Genomic DNA, 23,045 nt, shown 5'->3' on the forward strand with positions numbered 1-23,045 from the left:
AAAGCTTGCTCGCGATAGCGCACTCAAGACCGCCATCGCCGGCAAGCCGTGCTCCTACAGAAGCGCAATCACCGCCGCCCACTGCTCCGGCGTCACCGGCATCACCGACAGCCGCGATCCTTTCTGCACCAGCGGCATTTCGGCCAGTGCCGTCTGCTGCTTCAGGTAATCGAGCTTCAAGACCTTGGAAAACGTCTTGATATGTTCTACGTCAATTGCACTCCAGGCGTTTTTTTCCGTGGTTGCCTTGGGGTCGTAGTAATGACTTTCAGGCTCCAGCGCCGTCGGGTCTGGATACGCGGCTTCGACTATCTTGCCGATCCCGGCGATCCCTGGTTCCGGGCAGCTGGAGTGATAGAAGAAAAACTCGTCCCCCACCGCCATGGCCCGCAGGAAATTTCGCGCCTGATAGTTGCGGACCCCATCCCAGCGCGCTCTGCCAAGCTTCTCCAGGCCTTTGATCGAGAGTTCGTCGGGCTCGGATTTCATCAGCCAATAGGCCATGTTTTTTGTTCCTTGCGAGGTGAGTGGGCAGGTTGTCGGGCAATTTTATGACAAACCGACAGTCGGTTGACGCCAGCATTTGCGCAGCGGTTCACGTTGCCGCAAAATGCCGGCCTTTAGAGCTTGACGCTGCTGCACGGCCTACAAAACGGAAACCGCTGCTGTCATCGTGTTGATATGCCTTTGGGGGGCAATCGATGAAACGCAAACCGGATTTACTATGGATTTTGGTCATTTTGTTCGGCCTTGGCGTCGTGACCACTGGCTATGCCCAAAGCCTGTGGGCCAACAAGACCGACGCGCCGGTCGAAGTAGCCCAGTTGCAGCAACAGTCGACTGCGTTCAAGCGCTGATCCTGTCTTTTCGACGCCGCTGACGCCAGTGGCGTCTAGCCCGCGTAATACCAGGCCTTGTCCGTTACCGTTCCTTGCAGCGGCACATCCCAGCTCGCTTGAGCCAGGCGCTCGACCTTCTGACATTCATGGGCCAGCCCCAGCAGTGTCGGCTTGCGCCAGTCATTGCGACGCGCCAGGTAGGCCAGGCTTCGATCGTAGAAACCGCCGCCCATGCCCAGGCGTCCGCCGACATCGTCAAAACCCACTAATGGCAGCAGCACCAGATCCAGCGCCCAGACTTTGCGTTGCCGGGCAAGGTTGTGCCGGGGTTCGAGTATCCGAAAGCGGTTGGGCTTGAGCTTTTCACCGGGGCGGATGCGCTGGAAAACCATTTTGGTTCGCGGCCAGGCGCTGAGTACCGGCAGATAGGTGGCCTTGCCTCGACGTTGAGCCGCACGCAGCAGCAGTCGCGGGTCAATTTCACCGTCGGTGGGCAGGTAAAGAGAGATGTGTTTTGCGCGGCGAAACAGCGGTTGCTGAGCCAATTGCCTGTACAGCCCGCGAGCTGCCGCGCGCTGTTGACTGGGCGTCAATGCGCGGCGGGCCTTGCGCAGCAAGCGTCGAAGTTGCGGGCGGGGAAGCAAAGCAGGTTCGGTCATGGAATCGGCTTCAGCAGTATGGGTACGCAAATGGTACCCATAAAAACGCCGATGCCGGTATTCAAACCGGCATCGGACTGGAATCAGGCTCCCCGGATGTACCGCTGTCGACTTAGCCCTTGAACCCGAAAGTTCAAGGTGGAAGATGCAGTAGGCTTTAAGGCTTTCCGTCTAGCGGACATGCACACCAGCCCAACGTGCAACCTCCAGGGTATAGCAAATCGGCTCAGGGACATCGCCAACTGGCAAGCACCCCAGGGAGTGATCGGAGTATACCGCAAGCGGTGGCGCGAATCAGCCTTTGGTGACGTCCGGATCGGTCGCGAGCACCAGATCGACGCGATCGAGCAGGTCACGTACCTGTTCACGGGTCGAGCCGCTGGCCTGGATATCCGGGCGCTCTTCCTTGTGCAGCAGGTCGTGGGTGATGTTCAGCGCAGCCATCACGGCAATACGGTCGGCACCGATAACTTTGCCGCTGCTGCGAATCTCGCGCATCTTGCCGTCCAGATAGCGGGCGGCGCTCACCAGGTTGCTGCGCTCTTCCTGGGGGCAGATGATCGAATACTCTTTGTCGAGGATCTGCACGGTGACGCTATTGCTTGAACTCATGAGTCTTGCTCCAGGGCCTTGAGGCGCGAAATCATCGATTCGACCTTACGCCGGGCGATTTCGTTTTTTTCAATGAGGTGAGCGCGTTCCTCGCGCCAGGTCTTTTCCTGAGCTAGTAAGAGTCCGTTTTGGCTCTTAAGTTGCTCGACTCGGGTAATCAGCAGTTCGAGTCTGGCCATCAGCGCTTGCAGGTCGGTGTCTTCCATTGTCTTCACTGTCTGATGGGGTTGAACTGTAGGAGCGAGCCTGCTCGCGATGAACCCGAGAACGCCGCGGGTGTCAGGTACCCAGCGTAATCGTTGGCGGCCATCGCGACGGTGCGACGATTCGGCAGGCTCGCTCCTACAGAGGAGTCGATGTAGGATACAAGGCCTTCATTCTAGACATAGCGCCGTCTGGCGCCTAGCTGCCCATGACCATTCAGAATTCCCCGTACCAAGCCTTCGCCACCCTGCTGACTTCCAGCGGTCACAATGTCTCGCCTGCCGAACTGCACGGCCTGTTGCTCGGCCGCAGCTGCGCGGGTGCCGGTTTCGATGCCGAAGGCTGGCTGATCGACGCCGCCGAACTGCTCGAAAACGAGCCGCAGGACAACGTACGCAACGCCTTGATCGGCCTGCAAGAGATGGTCAAGGGCGAGCTCACCGGCGATGACGTGACCGTCGTCCTGTTGCTGCCGACCGACGATGCTCCGCTTACCGACCGCGCCGCTGCGTTGGGCCAGTGGTGCCAGGGCTTCCTCAGCGGGTTCGGCCTGAACTGCCGTGACAGCAGCGCCCTGAGCACCGAGGCCACCGAGGTGTTGCAGGATCTGGCAGCGATTTCCCAGGTGCAGGATGCCCTGGAAGAGTCCGAAGACGGCGAAACCGACTACATGGAAGTCATGGAATACCTGCGTGTCGCGCCGCTGCTGCTGTTCTCGGAAACCAAGAAAGACGCGGCGGCTGCCGCCAAACCGTCGCTGCACTGATCAAAGCCAGGGAACGCCATCTGCCCATGATCCATATCCCGAAATCGGAATACAGCCGTCGCCGCAAGGCCTTGATGGCGCAGATGGAACCCAACAGCATCGCCATCCTGCCCGCCGCCGCGGTCGCTATCCGCAACCGCGACGTCGAGCACGTCTACCGTCAGGACAGCGACTTCCAGTACCTCAGCGGTTTTCCCGAGCCTCAGGCGGTACTGGTGTTGATGCCAGGCCGCGTGCATGGCGAGTACATTCTGTTCTGCCGCGAACGCAACGCCGAACGTGAGTTGTGGGATGGCCTGCGTGCCGGCCAGGAGGGTGCGATTCGCGACTTCGGCGCCGACGACGCCTTTCCGATTACCGATATCGACGACATTTTGCCCGGCCTGATCGAAGGTCGTGACCGGGTGTATTCGGCCATGGGCAGCAACCCGGAATTCGACCGGCACTTGATGGACTGGATCAACGTGATCCGCTCCAAGGCCAATCTCGGCGCCCAGCCACCGAACGAATTCGTTGCCCTGGATCATCTGCTGCATGACATGCGCCTGTATAAATCGGCGGCAGAAGTGAAGGTGATGCGCGAGGCCGCACGGATTTCCGCCCAGGCGCATGTCCGTGCCATGCAGACCAGCCGTGCCGGCTTATACGAGTTCAGCCTTGAAGCCGAACTCGATTACGAATTCCGCAAGGGTGGGGCGAAGATGCCGGCCTACGGTTCGATCGTTGCCTCTGGACGCAACAGCTGCATCCTGCATTACCAGCAGAATGACGCCGTGCTCAAGGACGGCGATCTGGTGCTGATCGACGCCGGCTGCGAAATCGACTGCTACGCCAGCGACATCACCCGCACCTGGCCGGTCAACGGCAAGTATTCCGCAGAGCAGAAGGCGATCTACGAACTGGTGTTGGCCGCCCAGGAAGCCGCGTTTGCAGAGATCGCACCGAATAAACACTGGAATCAGGCCCACGAGGCCACTGTGCGGGTGATTACCACCGGCCTGATCGAATTGGGTTTGTTGCAGGGTAATGTCGAAGAGTTGATCGCCAGTGAAGCCTACAAGGCGTTTTACATGCACCGCGCCGGTCACTGGCTGGGAATGGATGTGCATGACGTCGGCGAATACAAGGTCGGTGGCGAATGGCGTGTGCTGGAAGTCGGCATGGCGTTGACGGTAGAGCCGGGGATTTACATCGCCCCGGACAATCAGAGCGTGGCGAAAAAATGGCGCGGCATTGGCGTGCGCATCGAGGACGACGTAGTGGTCACCAAAAACGGCTGTGAAATCCTCACCAAGGGCGTACCGAAAACAGTGGCTGAAATCGAGGCTTTGATGGCGCAAGCGCGGACACAAGCGGCATGAGTCGAGTCAATCTGGCAATCATCGGTGGTGGCCTGGTCGGTGCCAGCCTGGCGTTGGCGCTACAGGCCGGGGCCAAGGCTCGGGGCTGGAAGATCGTCCTGATCGAGCCCTTCGCGCCCGGCGATTCGTATCAGCCAAGTTATGACGCGCGCTCCACGGCCTTGTCCTTTGGTGCACGGCAGATTTATCAGCGCCTCGGCGTTTGGCAGGAGATTTCCCGCCGCGCCGAACCGATCAAACAGATTCACGTCTCCGACCGTGGGCGTTTTTCCACGGCGCGGCTGTCGGCCATGGAGGAAGGTGTGCCGGCGTTGGGTTACGTGGTGGAAAACGCCTGGCTCGGCCAGTGCCTGTGGCAAGGCCTGGACAAAGACGTCATCAGTTGGCGGTGCCCGGCCGAAGTCACCCGCATGGAGCCGCTCACCGATGGCTATCGCCTGATCCTCAATGACGAAACCACACTGGAATGCGACCTCGCCGTGTTGGCCGATGGCGGCCGCTCCGGGCTGCGCGAGCAATTGGGCATCGGCATTCGAAAGCGCCCGTACAACCAGAGCGCGCTGATCGCCAACATCACCCCGAGTGAAGCCCACAACGGCATGGCGTTCGAGCGGTTTACCGACGATGGCCCGATGGCGTTGCTGCCGCTGCCGGACAACCGCTGCGCATTGGTCTGGACCCGTTTGGGGATGGACGCGCAACGCTTGGCTGCATTGGATGAACGCAGTTTTCTCAGCGAGTTGCAGGGCGTGTTCGGTTATCGCTTGGGCACGTTGAAGCAGGTTGGCGCTCGGCATTTGTATCCTTTGTCGCTGGTCGAGGCCGAGGAACAGGTACGCTCGCACTTGGCGGTGCTCGGCAATGCCGCCCATAGCCTGCACCCGATTGCCGGACAGGGTTTCAACCTGTCGCTGCGTGATGCCCAGGCACTGGCCGATGCATTGCTCGCCAGCGAGCAGCCATTGGGCCACTTCGCGACCTTGCAGGCTTATCGCGAACGTCAGCGCCTGGATCAGAACCTCACCGTCGGTTTCTCCGATCAGGTCACGCGCCTGTTCGGCAGCACCCAGCCACTGGTTTCGTTGGGGCGCAATCTCGGATTGCTCGGTCTGGATCTGCTGCCGCCGGCCAAACGCTGGTTCGCCCGACAGGCCATGGGCCTGGGTACTCGCCCTGATGTTTAAGTGGCTGACTCGCACGTTCGGCAAGGCGCGACTGATGCGCCGATTCATGAGCTTCTATCCGCCGTACCTCGGCGCTGGCGTGCGCGTGCGGCATATCAGCGATGACTTTCGCGACATCCAGGTCTCCATGGGCTTGAGCTGGTACAACCGCAATTACGTCGGCACCCAGTTTGGTGGCAGCCTGTATTCGATGGTCGACCCGTTCTTCATGCTGATGCTGATGGAGAACCTGGGGCGCAACTACATCGTCTGGGACAAGGCGGCGGACATCGATTTCATCGCGCCGGGCAAAGGCCCGGTGTTCGCCCGTTTCAACATCGACGACACGTTGCTCGACGAGATCCGGCGACAGACGGCGGGTGGCGAAAAATACCTGCCGCAATTGCAGGTCGATATTCATGACGGCGCCGGCCACCTGGTGGCGCGTGTCGGAAAAACCCTTTACGTGCGGCTCAAGCCGCAAGCGAGACAGGCTTAAAGCATGGAAATGCGCGCAGATCTGCTGATTGTCGGAGCCGGAATGGTCGGCAGTGCCCTGGCGCTGGCGTTGCAGGACAGCGGGCTGGAAGTCCTGCTGCTCGACGGCAGTCCGATGAGCGTCAAACCGTTTGACGCCCAAGCCCCGTTCGAACCACGGGTGAGTGCGCTGTCCATCGCCAGCCAGCGGATTCTCGAGCGCCTGGGTGTGTGGGACGGCATCGTCAGCAGGCGCAGCAGTCCCTATAGCGACATGCACGTCTGGGATGGCAGCGGTACCGGGCAGATCCACTTCTCGGCAGCCAGCGTGCATGCCGAGGTGCTGGGACACATCGTTGAGAACCGCGTGGTGCAGGACGCCTTGCTCGACCGCTTGCACGATTGTGATTTAGGCATGCTGGCCAACGCGCGTCTGGAGCAGATGCGTCGTTCCGGCGACGATTGGCTGCTGACCCTGGCCGACGGCCGCACGTTGCGTGCGCCTCTGGTGATCGCGGCGGATGGCGCCAATTCGGCAGTGCGGCGCCTGACGGGCGTGGTGACGCGGGAGTGGGATTATTTGCATCACGCCATCGTCACCAGCGTGCGCAGTTCGAAAAACCATCAATCGACAGCCTGGCAGCGCTTTACCGACAACGGCCCGTTGGCGTTTTTGCCGTTGGAGCGTGATGGCCAGCACGACTGGTGTTCGATCGTCTGGTCGACTACCCCGAGTGAAGCCGAACGCCTGATGGCGCTGGATGACGAGGTGTTCTGCCGCGAGCTGGAGCGAGCCTTCGAAGGTCGGCTAGGGACCGTGCTCAATGCCGACCCGCGTCTGTGCGTGCCACTGCGTCAGCGGCATGCCAAGCGTTATGTAGCTGAAGGCCTGGCGCTGATTGGCGATGCGGCCCACACCATTCACCCGTTGGCCGGGCAGGGCGTGAATCTTGGTTTCCTCGACGCCGCCGTACTGGCCGAAGTGTTGTTGCAAGCGGCGAGCCGTGGCGAGCGTCTGGCGGATGTGAAGGTACTCAGCCGCTATGAACGTCGCCGCATGCCGCATAACCTGGCGCTGATGGCGGCGATGGAAGGCTTCGAGCGACTGTTCCAGGCCGATCCGTTGCCGGTGCGCTGGTTGCGTAATACCGGGCTGAAGCTGGTTGACCAGATGCCGGAGGCCAAGGCGCTGTTTGTGCGCGAAGCGCTGGGTTTGATCGGGGATCTGCCGGCGCTGGCCAAGGCCTGAGATATTGATGGCCTGTGGCCTGTTCGCGGGCAAGCAAATCGACACGCACTGGTAGGAGTGAGGCTTGCCCGCGAAGGCGTCGGCACATTTTCCAACAACGTCGCCTATGCAACATCTGGTAACGCCTCCGCGAACTGTTCGATTGAGAAGCTAAATGTGAGTCCTTATCATTTGGTCTCACTTTTTCAATCGAGAGACCGCTCCCATGTTGGCACCGAAGCGTCTACTGACCGCACTGGCCCTGACTCTGATTGGCAGCACTGCCGCCCAGGCCGCCGACGAGGTGGTTGTCTACTCCTCGCGTATCGACGAGCTCATCAAGCCAGTCTTCGATGCCTACACTGCAAAAACCGGTGTGAAGGTGAAGTTCATCACCGACAAGGAAGCGCCGCTGATGCAGCGGATCAAGGCCGAGGGCGAGAACGCCACAGCCGACCTGCTGCTGACCGTTGATGCCGGCAACCTCTGGCAGGCCGAGCAGATGGGCATTCTCCAGCCGTTCACCTCGAAAACCATCGACGCCAATATCCCGCTGCAATATCGCGCAGCTTCCCATGCCTGGACCGGCCTGAGCTTGCGCGCGCGGACCATCGCCTACTCCACCGAGCGGGTGAAGCCGGGCGAGTTGACCACCTACGAAGCGCTGGCCGACAAGAACTGGGAAGGTCGCCTGTGCCTGCGCACGGCAAAGAAGGTCTACAACCAGTCCCTGACTGCCACCATGATCGAAGTGCACGGCGCCGAGAAAACCGAGAAGATCCTCAAGGGCTGGGTCAACAACCTGTCCACCGACGTATTCTCCGATGACGTCGCCGTTCTCGAAGCCATCAACGCCGGCCAATGCGATGTGGGCATCGTCAACACCTACTACTACGGTCGCCTGCACAAGCAAAAACCTGATCTGCCGGTGAAGCTGTTCTGGCCGAACCAGGCGGACCGTGGCGTGCACGTCAACCTGTCGGGTATCGGCCTGACCAAACACGCGCCGCACCCGGAAGCCGCCAAGGCCCTGGTGGAGTGGATGACCACGCCTGAAGCGCAGAAAATCTTTGCCGATGTGAACCAGGAGTTCCCGGCCAACCCGTCGGTTCAGCCATCCGCAGAAGTGGCGGCGTGGGGCAAGTTCATTGCCGATACCTTGCCGGTGGAAGTCGCGGGCAAGCGTCAGGCTGAGGCAATCCGGATGATGGATCGGGCTGGCTGGAATTGACGTTACCTTTATACTGCGCGCCTTTACGGCACTGATCGTTCCCACGCTCTGCGTGGGAATGCATCCACCGACGCTTCGCGTCGAAGCGTGACGCAGAGCGTCACAAGATGTGTGCCCACGCAAAGCGTGGGCACAATCATTTAAACGAGAGTTTTCCTTGGCCCACCCCGCCCAACGCCGCTGGTATCCCCTGGTCTTCGCCATCGCTGCGCTGGTCCTGTTGCCCTTGAGCGTGTTGCTGTTGTCCTGGCAAACCATCGATCAGCAGATCTGGTCCCATCTCTGGGAAACCCAGATGCCGCGGTTGTTGGGCAACACCCTGACCCTGGTGCTTGGCGTTGGTGTCGGCGTGACGGTGCTCGGTGTGAGCCTGGCCTGGCTCACCAGCCTTTGCGAGTTCCCCGGCAGGCGCTGGCTGGACTGGGCCTTGATGCTGCCCTTTGCGATTCCCGCCTACGTGCTGGCGTTCGTCTTTGTCGGCCTGCTGGATTTCGCCGGCCCGGTGCAAACCCTGTTGCGTGAGTGGTTCGGCACCGGGCTGCACCTGCCGCGCGTGCGTTCCACGGGTGGGGTGATTGTGGTTTTGGTGCTGGTGTTCTACCCCTATGTTTACCTGTTGGCGCGCACGGCATTCCTGGCTCAGGGCAAAGGCTTGATGGAGGCTGCTCGGGTGCTGGGGCAATCGCCCTGGCAGGCGTTCTGGCGGGTGGCCATGCCCATGGCGCGTCCTGCCATTGGCGCGGGTGTGGCATTGGCGCTGATGGAAACCCTGGCGGATTTCGGTGCCGTGTCGGTGTTCAACTTCGACACCTTCACCACCGCCATCTACAAGACCTGGTATGGCTTTTTCAGCCTGTCCAGCGCCGCGCAACTGGCCAGCCTGCTCCTGCTGGTGGTGATGGTGGTGCTGTACGGCGAGCGGCGTGCCCGTGGTGCCAATCGGGCGAGCAATGAACGGCCACGGGTCAAGGCGCTGTATCACCTGCATGGAATCAAAGCGCTGCTGGCCACCGGCTGGTGCGGTCTGGTATTCGCCTGCGCCTTCGTCATCCCTGTGCTGCAACTGTTGGTGTGGTTCTGGCAGCGCGGGCGCTTCGATCTCGATGAGCGTTATACCGGTCTGATCGTCCACACGCTGTACCTGGGCGCGATGGCGGCGTTGGTCACTGTCAGTGTCGCGTTGGTCCTGGCGTTTGCCCGACGCTTGGCGCCGACGCAGGGCATCCGCGCAGGTGTCAGTCTGGCCAATCTGGGTTATGCATTGCCCGGTTCGGTGCTGGCGGTGTCGATCATGCTGGCGTTCAGTTATCTGGACCGTGAGCTGGTGATTCCACTCTCCGGCTGGTTCGGCGGAGCCGGCAAGCCACTGCTGCTGGGCAGTCTGGCAGCGCTGTTGCTGGCCTATCTGGTGCGTTTCATTGCCGTGGCTTATGGGCCGCTGGAAAGCAGTCTGGCGCGTATACGGCCATCTTTGCCCGAAGCGGCACGTAGCCTGGGTGTCAGTGGGCCGCGACTGTTTTTCAAAGTGTATCTGCCGTTGTTGCTGCCCGGTTCGTTGAGTGCGGCGCTGCTGGTGTTTGTCGACGTGCTCAAGGAAATGCCCGCGACCCTCCTGATGCGCCCGTTTGGCTGGGATACGCTGGCAGTGCGAATCTTCGAAATGACCAGTGAGGGTGAGTGGGCGAGGGCGTCGTTACCGGCCTTGACCCTGGTTTTGGTCGGGCTGCTACCGGTTATCGGATTGATACGACGTTCGGCGCATCGAAACAGCTAGGTGCCAGTCCTACACCTTGCGGCTACAATGCGCGGCATTCGGTGCGGTCCGTCTGACAGACAAGGTAGTAAAAATCGGCTGGAAGCCTTTGATTTCAAGGTTTTCAGACGGTTTATCACTCGCCCGCACCTTCGCCACGCCCGGAAGGAGAAACCCATGGGACAGCGTACGCCTCTGTATGACCTTCATCTCGCCCTCGGCGCGAAGATGGTCGATTTTGGCGGTTGGGATATGCCTCTGCATTATGGATCGCAGGTCGAGGAACACCATGAGGTGCGCCGCGATTGCGGTGTCTTCGATGTATCCCACATGACCGTGATCGATGTCAGCGGCCCCCAGGCCAAGGCCTGGCTGCAGCACCTGCTGGCCAACGACGTCGAACGCCTGCACAGCTCCGGCCGTGCGTTGTACAGCGCCATGCTCAATGAACGTGGCGGCATCGTTGACGACATGATCGTCTACCGCCTCGATGAGGGTTATCGCCTGGTGGTCAACGCCTCGACGCGCGATCAGGACATGGCGTGGATGCAGGCGCATCTCGACGGCTTCGATGTACAGCTCAACGAACGGGCCGAACTGGCGATGCTGGCCATTCAGGGGCCGCATGCCCGGCACAAGATTGCCGAACTGGTGAACCAGTCCCGCGGCAATCTGATTCAGCTGCTCAAGCCTTTTGAAGGTCAGCCCGACGGTGACTGGTTCATTGCGCGTACCGGCTACACCGGTGAAGACGGTCTGGAAATTATCTTGCCGGCCGATCAGGCGCCGGGATTCTTCAACGATCTGGTCGGGGCGGGTATTTCCCCGATCGGGCTGGGCGCACGTGACACCTTGCGGGTCGAGGCCGGGATGAACCTCTACGGCCAGGACATCAATCAAGACGTTTCACCGCTGGCCTCCAACATGGCCTGGAGCATTGCCTGGGAACCGACCTCGCGCCAGTTCGTCGGCCGCAAGGCACTGGAGGCGGAACAGGCTGGAGGAATTCAGCACAAACTGGTGGGGCTGGTCCTTGAGGAACGCGGCGTTTTGCGCGCGCATCAAGTGGTCCGCATCGCTGATGTTGGCGAAGGGGAGATCACCAGTGGTAGTTTCTCTCCTACGCTTAGCAAGTCGATTGCACTGGCGCGCGTGCCGATGGCAACTGCCGACCGCGCAGAAGTGGAAATCCGTGGCAAGTGGTACCCGGTTCGAGTGGTCAAACCGACCTTCGTACGCCATGGCAAAACCTTGATCTAATCTTTTCCGGCGGGCTTGGACCGCCGACAATTTTCCTGAGGAACTGAACATGAGCGATATTCCTGCCGACCTGCGTTTTGCCGAAAGTCACGAATGGGCACGTCTGGAAGCCGATGGCACCGTCACCGTGGGCATCAGCGATCACGCGCAGGAAGCGCTGGGTGATGTGGTGTTTGTCGAATTGACCGAAGTCGGCAACGTGTTTGCCGCGCAAGATCAGGCCGGTGTCGTTGAATCGGTGAAAGCCGCTTCCGACATCTATTCGCCGATTGCCGGTGAAGTGATTGCCGTGAACGAAGAGCTGAGCGCCAACCCGGAACTGCTCAACTCCGATCCGTACGGCGCCTGGATCTTCAAGCTCAAGCCAGGCAACAGCGCTGACCTGGACAACCTGCTCGATGCCGCCGGTTACAAGGCTGCCATCGGCGAGTAAGCCTTCAAGCGTCACCCCAAAGCCCCGACCTGTCGGGGCTTTTTCATGCCTGACAACTTTCGCGATACCTGCTTTTTTGTGGGAGCGAGCTTGCTCGCGATGAGGGCCTCACATTCAACATTTATAGGTTGATCTACCGCTATCGCGAGCAAGCTTTGCTCCCACAGGGTTTTCCAAAGAATCGTGTCCGACATCGGCTGCTATGCTGGTTTGACCGTGTTGCATCGACGCTGAGCGCCAGCCAAGAGAGAGCCCGTCATGTCCCAGTTGCCGTCCCTGAGCCAGTTACGCGACCCCAATGCCTTTCTTCGCCGCCACCTCGGGCCGGATGCCGCCGAGCAGCAGGCGATGCTCGACAGCCTCGGTCTTGGCAGCCGGGTCGAGCTGATCGAACAGACTGTGCCGCCGGGAATTCGCCTGAATCGGGCGCTTGATCTGCCACCGGCACTGGACGAAGAAGCGGCGCTGGCGAAGCTGCGGGGATATGCCGAGCAGAATCAGGTCTGGACCAGCCTGATCGGCATGGGCTATCACGGCACGCTCACGCCGACGGTCATCTTGCGCAACGTGCTGGAAAATCCCGGCTGGTACACCGCTTACACGCCTTATCAACCGGAGATCGCTCAGGGCCGGCTCGAAGCGCTGTTGAACTTCCAGCAACTGACCATCGATCTCACGGGGCTGGAATTGGCCAACGCCTCACTGCTGGACGAAGCGACCGCCGCGGCGGAAGCCATGGCCCTGGCCAAACGCGTTGCCAAATCGAAAAGCAATCTGTTCTTCGTCGATGAAAACTGCCATCCGCAGACCATTTCCGTGGTGCAGACCCGCGCCGAAGGCTTCGGTTTCGATCTGATCATCGATGCTGTGGATAACTTGAAGCAGCACCAGGTGTTCGGCGCGCTGCTGCAATATCCCGACACCCACGGCGAGATCCGCGACCTGCGCCCCTTGATCGATCACCTGCATGCCCAACAGGCGCTGGCCTGTGTCGCCACGGATCTGCTGAGCCTGCTGTTGCTGACCCCGCCGGGAGAATTGGGTGCCGACGTAGTGTTCGGTTCGTCCCAGCGCTTCGGCGTGCCCATGGGCTACGGCGGGCCGCATGCGGCGTTCTTTGCCAGCCGCGACGAATACAAGCGAGCGATTCCCGGGCGGATCATCGGCGTGTCGAAAGATGCCCGGGGTAACGTCGCCCTGCGCATGGCCCTGCAAACCCGCGAGCAACACATTCGTCGCGAGAAAGCCAACTCCAACATTTGCACGGCCCAGGTGTTGCTGGCCAACATTGCCAGTTTCTATGCGGTCTACCACGGGCCGGAAGGGCTCAAGCGCATTGCCCAGCGTGTGCATCGACTGACCTGTATTCTCGCCGAGGGCCTTGAGCGCAAGGGCATCAAGCGCCTGAACCAGCAGTTCTTCGACACGCTGACGCTGGACGTCGGTGGCACCCAAACGGCAATTATCGAAAGCGCCGTGGCCGCACAGATCAACCTGCGCATCCTGGGGCGTGGGCGGTTGGGTTTGAGCCTCGACGAAAGTTGTGACGAAACCACGGTGGCAAAACTGTTCGATGTGTTTCTGGGAGCCGATCATGGGCTCGACGTCGACGAACTGGACACACAAACGCTGGCTTGCGGCATACCGGCCGGCCTTTTACGCACTACGCCTTATCTGCAACATCCGGTGTTTAGCGCCCATCACAGCGAAACCGAAATGTTGCGTTACCTCAAGCAGCTGGAAAACAAGGATCTGGCGCTCAATCAGTCGATGATTCCACTGGGCTCGTGCACCATGAAGCTCAACGCCACCAGCGAGATGATCCCGATCACCTGGCCGCAGTTTGCCAATCTGCATCCGTTCGCACCTAAAGAGCAGGCGGTCGGTTATTCGTTGATGATCGAGGAGCTGGAGCGCTGGCTCTGCGCGATCACCGGTTTCGATGCGATCTGCATGCAACCCAACTCGGGCGCCCAGGGCGAGTACGCGGGATTGCTGGCGATCCGCAAATACCACGAGAGCCGCCAGCAGGGTGGACGCGATATCTGCCTGATTCCATCATCGGCCCATGGCACCAACCCGGCGTCGGCGCAGATGGCCGGGATGCGCGTGGTGATCGTTGAATGCGATGAGGCCGGCAACGTCGATCTGGAGGACTTGAAGGAAAAAGCGGCAGACGCCGCAGACAAACTCTCTTGCCTGATGGCGACGTATCCTTCGACCCATGGCGTGTACGAGGAAGGCATCAGCGAGATCTGCGCGGTGATCCACCAGCACGGCGGCCAGGTGTACATGGACGGCGCCAACCTCAATGCACAGGTCGGATTGGCGCGGCCGGCAGACATTGGCGCCGACGTGTCCCACATGAACCTGCACAAGACCTTCTGCATTCCCCACGGCGGCGGCGGGCCGGGCATGGGGCCTATAGGCGTGCGCGCGCATCTGGCGCCGTTCGTGGCCAACCATCCGGTGGTGCCCATCGACGGACCGCTGGCACAGAACGGCGCGGTCAGCGCAGCGCCGTGGGGCAGCGCGAGTATCCTGCCGATCAGCTGGATGTACATCGCCATGATGGGGCCGCAACTGGCCGACGCCAGCGAAGTGGCGATCCTGGCGGCGAATTACCTGGCGCGGCATTTGTCCGGCGCGTTCCCGGTGCTCTACACCGGGCGCAACGAGCGGGTGGCTCACGAATGCATTCTCGACCTGCGACCTTTGAAGGCGCTGACAGGCATCAGTGAGGAAGACGTTGCCAAGCGCCTCATGGACTATGGCTTCCACGCACCCACCATGTCGTTTCCGGTGCCGGGGACGTTGATGGTCGAGCCTACGGAAAGCGAATCGAAAGCCGAGCTGGACCGCTTCATCGGGGCAATGCTGAGTATTCGCGCAGAGATTACCGAAGTGCAGAATGGCAACTGGCCGGCCGAAGATAATCCCTTGAAGCGCGCACCGCATACGCTGGCCGATGTCACCGGGATCTGGGAACGGCCCTACAGCATCGAGCAAGCAGTTACGCCGGACGCGCATACCAAGGCCCACAAGTACTGGCCGGTGGTGAACCGGGTGGACAATGTCTACGGGGACCGGAATCTGTTTTGCGCGTGTGTGCCGGTGGATGATTACCGCTAATTGTTCGATCACAGCTAACCCTGTGGGAGCGGCGGTGCGACGATTCGACTTGCCCGCGATGGCGGATTTACAGTCGATGCAGATGTTGAAGCTGAAGACCCCTTCCCGGGCAAGCCCGCTCCCACAGGGATCTGTCGTAAAATCAGGTTTTGTGCAGGCAAAAAAATGCCGCTCATTTGAGCGGCATTTTTTGTTCAGCAACCGGGCTTATTCGGCAGCCACGGCATTCTTCGCCAGAATCGCATTCGCCAGTTCCATATCCGTAGCCTGCAGGCCCGGGTTGTCGGCGCGGACTTTCTGCATGGCCGCTTCCAGGTACGGGCCGCGGATGCCGCCGTCGCTGGCAACGAAGCTGCCGGCATCGTCCTGGGCGGCGACGATCAGTTTGTGATCCTTGAAGGTCAGGTAGGTCGAAGCGGTGGTCGCACCGGACGAAATGACATTACGCCAAAAGCTATCAGCCATCGCCGAACCGACTGGCAGGGACAACAGGGCGATGGTGGCGACAGCAAATTTGAAACGCATAGGGGTGACTCCACTGGGTTTTTAACTACGGGGTTGGATCGTCATCGCCCCATCCAGTTCCATCACCGCCCGCCTACTTCTGCTCGCTCTGCGGCGTCACGCGCAAGACTTCTTCGACGGTGGTCAAACCCGCCGCCACTTTCTGCGCCCCCGACAATCGCAAGCTGCGCATGCCCTCCTTGAACGCCTGTCGCCGCACCGCCAGCAAGTCGGTGTCCGGGTTGATCAGGGATTTGATGCCATCGCTGAGCTGCATGATTTCGTAGACGCCCGCTCGCCCGTGATAACCAGTGTCGCGGCATTCCAGGCAACCGATGGCGCGTTGAGCGTTACCGGGCAACGGCGCCTGCCAGGGCCGGGTCAGGGTTTGCCAGTCCTCTTCGTTCAAGGCTTGTGGTGCCTTGCAGTGCGGGCACAAGGTCCGCACCAACCGCTGGGCCATGACGCCGAGGACCGTGGCTTTGATCAGGTAGTGCGGCACGCCGAGTTCCAGCAAACGGCTGATGGCGCTGGGTGCATCGTTGGTGTGCAGCGTCGACAGCACCAAGTGGCCGGTGAGGGCAGCTTGAATGGCCATTTCGGCAGTTTCCAGGTCGCGGATCTCGCCGATCATGATGATGTCCGGGTCTTGCCGCATCAGCGCGCGCACGCCGGCGGCGAACGTCAGGTCGATGTTGTGCTGGACCTGCATCTGGTTGAACGCCGGTTCGACCATTTCAATCGGGTCTTCGATGGTGCAGAGGTTGACCTCAGGCGTCGCCAGTTTTTTCAGCGTGGTGTAGAGCGTGGTGGTCTTGCCCGAACCGGTCGGCCCGGTGACCAGAATGATGCCGTTGGGTTGGCGGGTCATGTCTTGCCAGCGGCGCAGGTCGTCTGCGGAAAAACCCAGCTGGTCGAAATCCTTCAGCAGCACTTCGGGGTCAAAGATCCGCATCACCATTTTTTCGCCGAAGGCTGTCGGCAGGGTCGAAAGCCGCAGTTCGACTTCCCCGCCGTCCGGGGTCTTGGTCTTCACCCGGCCATCCTGGGGTTTGCGCTTTTCCGCAACGTTCATCCGCCCCAGGCTTTTCAGGCGACTGACGATGGCCATGGTCACTTGCGGAGGAAATTGGTAGACGTTGTGCAACACGCCATCGATGCGAAAACGCACCGTGCCCTGCTCGCGCCGGGGTTCGATATGGATATCGCTGGCGCGCTGCTGGAAGGCGTACTGGAACAACCAGTCGACGATGTTGACGATGTGCGCGTCGTTGGCGTCCGGCTCCTGGTCGCTGGCGCCAAGGTTGAGCAATTGTTCGAAGTTGCCCAGGGTATTGACCTGCTGATCGGCGTTGTTGGCCCCGGTGACCGACTTGGCCAGGCGAAAGAACTCAACGCTGAAACGCTGGATATCCACGGGGTTGGCCACCACGCGTTTGATCGGCAGCTTCAGTACATGGGTCAGGTCGGCCTCCCAGCCGTTGACGTACGGCTGCGCGCTGGCGACCGTCACGGCGTCGCGGTCGATGGCCACCGCCAGGATCTTGTGACGCTGGGCGAAGGCGTAGGACATCAACGGCGTAACGGCGGCGACGTTGATTTTCAACGGGTCGATACGCAGGTAAGGCTGGCCGGCCTGCTGGGACAGCCACAGGGTCAGGTTTTCCAGATCAAGATGCTTGCCCGGACGGCTGAGGTCGTCCAGTTGTTGGCTGGCGATGAATTCCAGCGGGTGCATCTGGCCCTGTGCGGCATGGCGGCGACGGGCATTGAGTGCCTGCTCGGCAGAATCCTGGTTGATAAAACCTTGGGCGACCAGCTCGCGCAGCACATCATTGAGATCCAGCCAGCGGTCCTGAATTGAGAGTTGAACGGACATGCGGGCTCCTTTTGGACAACAGTCCGCAAAGGATAGCCGCGGCTCCGCAGACCGTTGGGCCACTACCCGACGAAGGCGTATCCGGTCTTTTCAGCCAGTCGCTTGAGCCGGCTCAACCCAGGCTGAATCGACGGTTCGCAACTCAACCGAGCAGACGCTGATCAGGTTACGAAGTTTTTGTGCAATGACCTTGGCGCGGTGCCAGCTCAATCCGTCCATGACGATCTCGATGGCCAGCAGGTCGTGCTGGCGCTGCACGTTGACCTGGTCCGGCGTGAGGCATTGCAGCGCAAACAGGTTGAGTGCGCGGCACAACAAGTCCGGTTCGGCTTCGGCCAGCAATTGGTAGTGCACACGGCAGTGGGCATTGCCGGCATTCCAGACGTCGGCGCGGATGGGAAAAGTGTTCACGGCTTCGAGATGCGGCATGGTCGGACTCCAAAAAACATGGAGAAATTTTTACATCCGTTGCCGGGTATTTCTTCTCTATGATTGAGCGAAAGACGGTTATGTCGAATCAATCAATTCGTTTACAAAGCGGTATGGGGTATTTTTATGCAGGTTGAGTTGGACAGCTACGACCGCAAGATTCTCGCGTTGCTGCAAGAAGACGCTTCGCTCTCCAGTGCGCAGATCGCTGAGCAGGTGGGACTCTCGCAGTCACCGTGCTGGCGGCGAATTCAGCGTATGAAGGACGAGGGGATCATTCGTGCCCAGGTGACGTTGCTGGATCGCAAGAAAATCGGCCTGAACACGCAGATATTTGCCCAGGTAAAACTCAACGCCCACGGGCGATCGAACTTCACCGAATTCACCGAGGCGATTCGCGGTTTTCCCGAGGTGCTGGAGTGTTATGTGCTGATGGGGGCTGTGGACTTCATGCTGCGGATCGTCGCGGCGGACATCGAAGCGTATGAGCGCTTCTTTTTCGAGAAGCTGTCGCTGGTGCCGGGGATTCAGGAAGTGAACTCGGTTGTGGCGTTATCGGAGATCAAGTCGACCACCTGTTTGCCGGTGGTGCGGTGATTGCCTTTGTGGCGAGGGAGCTTGCTCCCGTTGGGTTGCGAAGCGACCCCAAAACCGGCGTTTGCCGGAATGGGGAGTCCTTCGGCCTCCAGCGGGAGCAAGCTCCCTCGCCACAGGGTTACATGCGCAGGAGCATCTTCCAGGCACGGTTCTGATAAACCGCAATCGCCTGCTGCTTGCGCGCATCGAGCAATTCATCGGTGATCGTCGGTTCGTTGGCCAGTTGCGCCAGTTTGTTCAGCTCGCCGTACAGGCGGTCCATTTCCGGGACCTCCAGTACGTTGCGCGCATGGTGCAACCAGACCTGGATGCGCTCGATGCGCGGCAGCTGTTCAGCCAGATCTTCCGGCTGTTGCTGGTAACGCTGCAATTGCAAGGAAGTGGCTTCTTCGCCCAGCAACCGTGGCAACCAGCTGCCCAATTGCGCAGCGCCCTGACGATTGCCGCGGGTGTTGCGCTCGGCGGTCCAGGTGCGGGCCAGCAACCAGCGTGAAGTGGTCAGGGAGAACAGGCCCCAACGCGGGTCTTCCAGTTCCTCGAGGAATTGCTCCGGCGCGGCTTTGCGCACGTCTTCATCCTCGAGACCGGCCTGAACCAGCGGACGCCAGTCTTCCAGCAAGGCATCGAGCGCGACGCGCAGGTCGTGGGTCGACTGACGCGGGGCGGCTTGCCCGAGGCTGCTGATCAGCGCGCGCATTTCAGCCAGGCACTCGACCCAGTCCTGCAGCAGGCGCCAATGACCGTTGAAGCGATACTGCTCGGCCAGACGCTGGCTGCTGCCCAGCAAATGCCAGCTCAGCGCGGCGAACGCGTCGTCCAGCGGGGTTTCGGCGGTGATCTGCGGCGCCGGCAGGCTCAGCGAATAGCTGTGGGCGTCGTACAGGCGATAACCGCGCTCGGCCTTGCTGATATCGCAAGGCATCAGCGCCAGTTTCTCGGCCAGCTCGGCGGCCAGTTCCAGCAATGCGGCCGGCTCGCCTTCGCGCAGTTCCAGTTCCAGCTCGCAGATTTCTTCTTTCTGTTTGCCGACCACGACGTGGCCCAGATCCAGAGCGGCTTCGATAACCACTTTGGTCTTGCCACGGCCCCAGGCGATTTCTGCACGTTCGCGGACGAAGTCGGTGGTGAAGATCGGCTTCAGGGTTTTCTTGTCCAGTTCGGCCAGTTCCTCGGGCCAGCATTCGCCGTCGAGTTTCTTCAGGTCGAGCTTGGCTTTGGGCAGGTTCCAGTCGTACTCGTTACGCTCGGACAGACCGGCAATGCTTTGGCCGCGGGTTTTGAGGGTCTGGATCACTTCTTCGCCATCCTTGCGCAGGCGCAGGGCGACTTTGGCCCGGGCCAGATCGCGCTCCGGGGTGTCGAAGTATTGATTCATCAACTCACGGCGTTCCCAGCCACTTTTGTTGCGTTTTTTAAGAAGAGGGTGCTCGCGCAGGGCGGCGAGGGTTTCGCGGCTGACGCGGAGTTTGATTTCGGTTTCTTTCTGCATGGCCGGAAAATCCAGGATCGGGAGCGCAGCCGGGGGAATAGGTGGCTGCCAAGGTCGTGCAGTGTACAGGACTCGACCAAGATAGGGTCTGTTGACGCTTGGTGACGGCCGCGACGGCCCTCCCTTGGCTCGTCACCAAGCGCCAACAGACCCTGCCCGCCGTGCGACGGTTTATTCCTGTCGCCGGATGGTTCTATGATGGTCTTCAATTTGCGAGTTGGAGTCAGCGATGCCTTTGCCGTCCATGAAAGATCAATTCGCTGCGCTGATTGCTGCACCGTCCGTCAGTTGCACCCAGGCCAGCCTCGATCAATCCAATCGCCCGGTGATCGACCTGCTGGCCGCGTGGCTCGATGATCTTGGCTTCGCCTGCGATATCCAGCAGGTCAGCCCGGGCAAATTCAATCTGCTGGCCAGTTATGGCTCCGGTCCCGGTGGGTTGGTGCTGGCCGGTCACAGCGACACCGTGCCGTTCGATGGCGCGTTGTGGCAGACCGACCCATTGAAGCTGACTGAAGTCGATGGTCGTTGGGTCGGGCTCGGCAGTTGTGACATGAAAGGCTTTTTCGCCTTGGCCATCGAAGCCGTCAAGCCGTTGCTCGATCAGCCGTTCAAGCAACCGCTGCTGATCCTCGCCACGTGCGATGAAGAAAGCTCGATGTCCGGCGCCCGCGCGCTGGCAGCCGCCGGGCGGCCGCTGGGGCGTGCCGCGGTCATCGGCGAGCCGACCGGGCTCAAGCCGATCCGCATGCACAAAGGCATCATGATGGAGCGCATCGACATACTCGGGCAAAGCGGCCATTCCTCGGACCCGCGCCTGGGCCATAGTGCGCTCGAGGCCATGCACGACGCCATTGGCGAACTGCGCGGCCTGCGCCTGTCGTGGCAGCGTGAATTTCGCAACCCACAGTTCAGCGTGCCGACGCCGACGATGAATTTCGGCTGCATCCATGGCGGCGACAACCCCAATCGCATCTGCGGGCAATGCTCGCTGGAGTTCGATCTGCGGCCGCTACCGGGCATGGACCCCAAAGCCCTGCGCGCGGCGATCCTGCAGAAGCTCAACCCGATTGCCGAGCGGCATCAGGTGAAAATCGATTACGCGCCGCTGTTCCCTGAAGTGCCGCCCTTCGAGCAGGCTGAAGATGCCGAATTGGTGCGCATTGCCGAAAAGCTCACCGGCCATGGCGCCGAAGCAGTGGCGTTCGGCACAGAAGCGCCTTATCTTCAGCACCTTGGCTGCGAGACACTGGTACTCGGCCCGGGCGATATCGCCTGCGCCCACCAGCCGGGGGAATACCTTGAAATGTCACGTTTGCAGCCTACGGTGCATCTATTACGTCAGTTGATTGAACATTACTGCCTGACTCCGGCCCAAACGAAACACAACCTGTAGGAGCCGGCTTGCTGGCGATAAACGATGACGCGGTTCATCTGAAGAACCGCAGCGCTTGCATCGCCAGCAAGCCAGCTCCTACAGGTTTCATGTATAAATTGCCGGTATCCCAACCCGTATTCATGAGGAGAGCGCGCGTGTCGCCAAGCCTGTTCCGACGATAACCATCAGCCCGCTGTGCGTTTTCTGTTTCGCCCTTTTTTCGGCTGCTATTTATTACAGGCCCAGGTTCATGCCCGAATACGTCAATTGGCTTCGTCACGCTTCGCCTTACATCAACGCCCACCGCGATTGCACCTTTGTCGTCATGCTGCCCGGCGACGGTGTCGAGCACCCCAACTTCGGCAATATCGTCCACGACCTGGTGCTGTTGCACAGCCTGGGTGTGCGACTGGTGCTGGTTCACGGCTCCCGTCCGCAAATCGAAGCGCGCCTCGCCGCGCGCGGCCTGACCCCGCATTACCACCACGGCATGCGCATCACCGATGCCGCGACGCTGGAGTGCGTGATCGATGCGGTGGGCCAGTTGCGCATCGCCATCGAGGCGCGGCTGTCCATGGACATGGCATCCTCGCCGATGCAGGGCTCGCGCCTGCGGGTTGCCAGCGGCAACCTGGTGACCGCCCGGCCAATCGGCGTGCTGGAAGGCGTCGATTATCACCACACCGGTGAAGTGCGCCGGGTTGACCGCAAGGGCATCAATCGCCTGCTGGACGAGCGCTCCATCGTGCTGCTGTCGCCGTTGGGTTATTCGCCGACCGGTGAAATTTTCAACCTCGCTTGTGAAGATGTCGCAACACGTGCGGCCATCGACCTCGGCGCCGACAAGCTGTTGCTGTTCGGCGAGGAGAAGGGCCTGATCGATGAGCACGGGCGTCTGGTGCGCGAACTGCGTCCACAGCAAGTGCCGGCGCATTTGCAGCGACTGGGCAGCAACTACCAGGCAGAGCTGCTGGATGCCGCCGCTGAAGCCTGCCGTGGCGGCGTGGCGCGCAGCCATATCGTCAGTTATGCCGAAGATGGTGCATTGCTGACCGAACTGTTCACCCGTGACGGTGGCGGTACGCTGGTGGCCCAGGAGCAATTCGAGGTGGTACGTGAAGCGGCCATCGAGGACGTCGGCGGTTTGCTGGATTTGATCAGCCCGCTGGAAGAACAGGGCATTCTGGTGCGGCGTTCGCGTGAGGTGCTGGAGCGCGAGATCGAGCAATTCAGCGTGGTCGAGCGCGAGGGCATGATCATCGCGTGCGCGGCGCTGTATCAGATTGCCGACTCGGATGCCGGTGAGCTCGCGTGCCTGGCCGTCAACCCGGAATACCGTCACGGCGGTCGCGGCGATGAACTGCTGGAACGCATTGAAACCCGCGCCCGTGCCCAAGGCCTGAAGACGTTGTTCGTGCTAACCACCCGCACTGCGCACTGGTTCCGCGAGCGTGGTTTTGTACCGAGCAGCGTTGATCGCCTGCCGTCGGCCCGGGCGTCGCTGTACAACTACCAGCGTAACTCGAAGATTTTCGAAAAAGCCCTTTGACGCTCTCGCTTTTGTGGCGAGGGAGCTTGCTCCCGCTGGAGGCCGAATGAACTGGCCTAATAATTCCGGACACCTCTTAAGGGCGATATGATTTCGCCAACT

22 protein-coding genes and 1 other RNA gene are annotated in these 23,045 nt (G+C 60.7%); 14 read left to right on the forward strand and 9 right to left on the reverse strand.

All coding sequences use genetic code 11. The features are described 5' to 3' along the window. Positions 1 to 54: 54 nt before the first annotated feature. Positions 55 to 504 (reverse strand): EVE domain-containing protein, encoded by a 450-nt coding sequence (locus tag D8U18_RS23355; RefSeq protein ID WP_056854083.1) that lies wholly within the window; start codon positions 502 to 504, stop codon positions 55 to 57. Positions 505 to 701: 197 nt separating this feature from the next. On the opposite strand from D8U18_RS23355, the gene D8U18_RS28805 reads away from it, so the two are divergent. Next, entirely contained in the window at positions 702 to 857 is a 156-nt protein-coding gene (locus D8U18_RS28805; protein WP_008048702.1) for a hypothetical protein, read from the forward strand. 35 nt (positions 858 to 892) lie between these two features. Here D8U18_RS28805 and D8U18_RS23360 read toward each other — a convergent pair whose 3' ends face one another. The 4 genes from D8U18_RS23360 to D8U18_RS23375 all read right to left on the reverse strand — a co-directional run bounded on the left by D8U18_RS23360 (position 893) and on the right by D8U18_RS23375 (position 2,316). After that, a complete protein-coding gene (locus tag D8U18_RS23360; protein ID WP_056854082.1) occupies positions 893 to 1,498 on the reverse strand; it encodes a 5-formyltetrahydrofolate cyclo-ligase in 606 nt (201 codons plus the stop codon). An 85-nt stretch (positions 1,499 to 1,583) separates the two neighbouring features. Then, positions 1,584 to 1,762: non-coding RNA, 6S RNA (gene ssrS / locus D8U18_RS23365), on the reverse strand. Between the two features lie 30 nt (positions 1,763 to 1,792). After that, positions 1,793 to 2,110 carry a cell division protein ZapA gene (locus tag D8U18_RS23370; protein ID WP_008055229.1) on the reverse strand — a complete coding sequence of 106 codons (318 nt, stop codon included), beginning with the start codon at positions 2,108 to 2,110 and terminating at the stop codon, positions 1,793 to 1,795. Then, positions 2,107 to 2,316, reverse strand: a complete 210-nt coding sequence (locus D8U18_RS23375; RefSeq protein WP_007982902.1) for a TIGR02449 family protein — start codon at positions 2,314 to 2,316, stop codon at positions 2,107 to 2,109. The genes D8U18_RS23370 and D8U18_RS23375 overlap by 4 nt, the downstream gene beginning before the upstream one ends. A gap of 206 nt (positions 2,317 to 2,522) precedes the next feature. Between D8U18_RS23375 and D8U18_RS23380 the strand changes: the two genes are divergently transcribed. The 10 genes from D8U18_RS23380 (at position 2,523) to gcvP (ending at position 15,118) form a co-directional block, all read left to right on the forward strand. Beyond that, positions 2,523 to 3,080 carry a YecA family protein gene (locus tag D8U18_RS23380; protein ID WP_056854081.1) on the forward strand — a complete coding sequence of 186 codons (558 nt, stop codon included), beginning with the start codon at positions 2,523 to 2,525 and terminating at the stop codon, positions 3,078 to 3,080. Between the two features lie 26 nt (positions 3,081 to 3,106). Then, positions 3,107 to 4,441: a Xaa-Pro aminopeptidase gene (pepP, locus tag D8U18_RS23385; RefSeq protein WP_131108565.1), complete on the forward strand. Its 1,335-nt coding sequence runs from the start codon at positions 3,107 to 3,109 to the stop codon at positions 4,439 to 4,441. Next, positions 4,438 to 5,625: a 2-octaprenyl-6-methoxyphenyl hydroxylase gene (gene ubiH, locus D8U18_RS23390; RefSeq protein WP_056854079.1), complete on the forward strand. Its 1,188-nt coding sequence runs from the start codon at positions 4,438 to 4,440 to the stop codon at positions 5,623 to 5,625. Before pepP ends, ubiH begins: the two co-directional genes overlap by 4 nt. Beyond that, positions 5,618 to 6,103 (forward strand): DUF4442 domain-containing protein, encoded by a 486-nt coding sequence (locus tag D8U18_RS23395; RefSeq protein WP_056854078.1) that lies wholly within the window; start codon positions 5,618 to 5,620, stop codon positions 6,101 to 6,103. The genes ubiH and D8U18_RS23395 overlap by 8 nt, the downstream gene beginning before the upstream one ends. A gap of 9 nt (positions 6,104 to 6,112) precedes the next feature. Beyond that, complete coding sequence (locus tag D8U18_RS23400; RefSeq protein WP_177435055.1) at positions 6,113 to 7,330, forward strand: 2-octaprenyl-3-methyl-6-methoxy-1,4-benzoquinol hydroxylase; 1,218 nt, start codon at positions 6,113 to 6,115, stop codon at positions 7,328 to 7,330. A gap of 205 nt (positions 7,331 to 7,535) precedes the next feature. Continuing rightward, on the forward strand, positions 7,536 to 8,540 hold the full coding sequence (locus D8U18_RS23405; RefSeq protein WP_131108569.1) for an extracellular solute-binding protein: 1,005 nt from the start codon (positions 7,536 to 7,538) through the stop codon (positions 8,538 to 8,540). A 157-nt stretch (positions 8,541 to 8,697) separates the two neighbouring features. Then, positions 8,698 to 10,314 carry an iron ABC transporter permease gene (locus D8U18_RS23410; protein ID WP_131108571.1) on the forward strand — a complete coding sequence of 539 codons (1,617 nt, stop codon included), beginning with the start codon at positions 8,698 to 8,700 and terminating at the stop codon, positions 10,312 to 10,314. Between the two features lie 156 nt (positions 10,315 to 10,470). Next, entirely contained in the window at positions 10,471 to 11,553 is a 1,083-nt protein-coding gene (gcvT, locus tag D8U18_RS23415; protein WP_056854074.1) for a glycine cleavage system aminomethyltransferase GcvT, read from the forward strand. Positions 11,554 to 11,602: 49 nt separating this feature from the next. After that, positions 11,603 to 11,986, forward strand: coding sequence for a glycine cleavage system protein GcvH (gene gcvH, locus D8U18_RS23420; RefSeq protein WP_056854073.1), 384 nt, complete (start codon positions 11,603 to 11,605; stop codon positions 11,984 to 11,986). A gap of 258 nt (positions 11,987 to 12,244) precedes the next feature. Next, positions 12,245 to 15,118, forward strand: a complete 2,874-nt coding sequence (gene gcvP, locus D8U18_RS23425; RefSeq protein WP_130903837.1) for an aminomethyl-transferring glycine dehydrogenase — start codon at positions 12,245 to 12,247, stop codon at positions 15,116 to 15,118. A gap of 207 nt (positions 15,119 to 15,325) precedes the next feature. Here gcvP and D8U18_RS23435 read toward each other — a convergent pair whose 3' ends face one another. From D8U18_RS23435 to D8U18_RS23445, 3 genes are all read right to left on the reverse strand, one after another. Next, positions 15,326 to 15,643 (reverse strand): DUF2388 domain-containing protein, encoded by a 318-nt coding sequence (locus tag D8U18_RS23435; RefSeq protein ID WP_056854071.1) that lies wholly within the window; start codon positions 15,641 to 15,643, stop codon positions 15,326 to 15,328. 73 nt (positions 15,644 to 15,716) lie between these two features. Then, on the reverse strand, positions 15,717 to 17,501 hold the full coding sequence (locus D8U18_RS23440) for a GspE/PulE family protein (protein WP_056854070.1): 1,785 nt from the start codon (positions 17,499 to 17,501) through the stop codon (positions 15,717 to 15,719). A 90-nt stretch (positions 17,502 to 17,591) separates the two neighbouring features. Beyond that, positions 17,592 to 17,930, reverse strand: coding sequence for a hypothetical protein (locus D8U18_RS23445; RefSeq protein WP_056854069.1), 339 nt, complete (start codon positions 17,928 to 17,930; stop codon positions 17,592 to 17,594). A 126-nt stretch (positions 17,931 to 18,056) separates the two neighbouring features. Here D8U18_RS23445 and D8U18_RS23450 point away from each other — a divergent pair, with 126 nt between their 5' ends. Continuing rightward, positions 18,057 to 18,527 (forward strand): Lrp/AsnC family transcriptional regulator, encoded by a 471-nt coding sequence (locus tag D8U18_RS23450; protein WP_130903839.1) that lies wholly within the window; start codon positions 18,057 to 18,059, stop codon positions 18,525 to 18,527. A 118-nt stretch (positions 18,528 to 18,645) separates the two neighbouring features. On the opposite strand, the gene D8U18_RS23460 is transcribed toward D8U18_RS23450, so the two are convergent. Further along, positions 18,646 to 20,016, reverse strand: coding sequence for a CYTH domain-containing protein (locus D8U18_RS23460; RefSeq protein WP_056854067.1), 1,371 nt, complete (start codon positions 20,014 to 20,016; stop codon positions 18,646 to 18,648). Positions 20,017 to 20,245: 229 nt separating this feature from the next. Between D8U18_RS23460 and argE the strand changes: the two genes are divergently transcribed. Next, positions 20,246 to 21,412, forward strand: coding sequence for an acetylornithine deacetylase (gene argE, locus D8U18_RS23465; protein ID WP_131108572.1), 1,167 nt, complete (start codon positions 20,246 to 20,248; stop codon positions 21,410 to 21,412). A 232-nt stretch (positions 21,413 to 21,644) separates the two neighbouring features. Continuing rightward, positions 21,645 to 22,943, forward strand: a complete 1,299-nt coding sequence (gene argA, locus D8U18_RS23470; protein WP_056854065.1) for an amino-acid N-acetyltransferase — start codon at positions 21,645 to 21,647, stop codon at positions 22,941 to 22,943. Positions 22,944 to 23,045 lie beyond the last annotated feature (102 nt).

The sequence above is a fragment of the Pseudomonas sp. Sample_10 genome (assembly GCF_004321495.1).
GTDB lineage: Bacteria > Pseudomonadota > Gammaproteobacteria > Pseudomonadales > Pseudomonadaceae > Aquipseudomonas.

Bases quoted from the DNA above. Each gene is read 5' to 3' on its own strand.
- D8U18_RS23355 (WP_056854083.1), bottom strand. From the start codon at position 504: ATGGCCTATTGGCTGATGAAATCCGAGCCCGACGAACTCTCGATCAAA.
- D8U18_RS28805 (WP_008048702.1), top strand. From the start codon at position 702: ATGAAACGCAAACCGGATTTACTATGGATTTTGGTCATTTTGTTCGGC.
- D8U18_RS23360 (WP_056854082.1), bottom strand. From the start codon at position 1,498: ATGACCGAACCTGCTTTGCTTCCCCGCCCGCAACTTCGACGCTTGCTG.
- D8U18_RS23370 (WP_008055229.1), bottom strand. From the start codon at position 2,110: ATGAGTTCAAGCAATAGCGTCACCGTGCAGATCCTCGACAAAGAGTAT.
- D8U18_RS23375 (WP_007982902.1), bottom strand. From the start codon at position 2,316: ATGGAAGACACCGACCTGCAAGCGCTGATGGCCAGACTCGAACTGCTG.
- D8U18_RS23380 (WP_056854081.1), top strand. From the start codon at position 2,523: ATGACCATTCAGAATTCCCCGTACCAAGCCTTCGCCACCCTGCTGACT.
- pepP (WP_131108565.1), top strand. From the start codon at position 3,107: ATGATCCATATCCCGAAATCGGAATACAGCCGTCGCCGCAAGGCCTTG.
- ubiH (WP_056854079.1), top strand. From the start codon at position 4,438: ATGAGTCGAGTCAATCTGGCAATCATCGGTGGTGGCCTGGTCGGTGCC.
- D8U18_RS23395 (WP_056854078.1), top strand. From the start codon at position 5,618: ATGTTTAAGTGGCTGACTCGCACGTTCGGCAAGGCGCGACTGATGCGC.
- D8U18_RS23400 (WP_177435055.1), top strand. From the start codon at position 6,113: ATGCGCGCAGATCTGCTGATTGTCGGAGCCGGAATGGTCGGCAGTGCC.
- D8U18_RS23405 (WP_131108569.1), top strand. From the start codon at position 7,536: ATGTTGGCACCGAAGCGTCTACTGACCGCACTGGCCCTGACTCTGATT.
- gcvT (WP_056854074.1), top strand. From the start codon at position 10,471: ATGGGACAGCGTACGCCTCTGTATGACCTTCATCTCGCCCTCGGCGCG.
- gcvH (WP_056854073.1), top strand. From the start codon at position 11,603: ATGAGCGATATTCCTGCCGACCTGCGTTTTGCCGAAAGTCACGAATGG.
- gcvP (WP_130903837.1), top strand. From the start codon at position 12,245: ATGTCCCAGTTGCCGTCCCTGAGCCAGTTACGCGACCCCAATGCCTTT.
- D8U18_RS23435 (WP_056854071.1), bottom strand. From the start codon at position 15,643: ATGCGTTTCAAATTTGCTGTCGCCACCATCGCCCTGTTGTCCCTGCCA.
- D8U18_RS23440 (WP_056854070.1), bottom strand. From the start codon at position 17,501: ATGTCCGTTCAACTCTCAATTCAGGACCGCTGGCTGGATCTCAATGAT.
- D8U18_RS23445 (WP_056854069.1), bottom strand. From the start codon at position 17,930: ATGCCGCATCTCGAAGCCGTGAACACTTTTCCCATCCGCGCCGACGTC.
- D8U18_RS23450 (WP_130903839.1), top strand. From the start codon at position 18,057: ATGCAGGTTGAGTTGGACAGCTACGACCGCAAGATTCTCGCGTTGCTG.
- D8U18_RS23460 (WP_056854067.1), bottom strand. From the start codon at position 20,016: ATGCAGAAAGAAACCGAAATCAAACTCCGCGTCAGCCGCGAAACCCTC.
- argE (WP_131108572.1), top strand. From the start codon at position 20,246: ATGCCTTTGCCGTCCATGAAAGATCAATTCGCTGCGCTGATTGCTGCA.
- argA (WP_056854065.1), top strand. From the start codon at position 21,645: ATGCCCGAATACGTCAATTGGCTTCGTCACGCTTCGCCTTACATCAAC.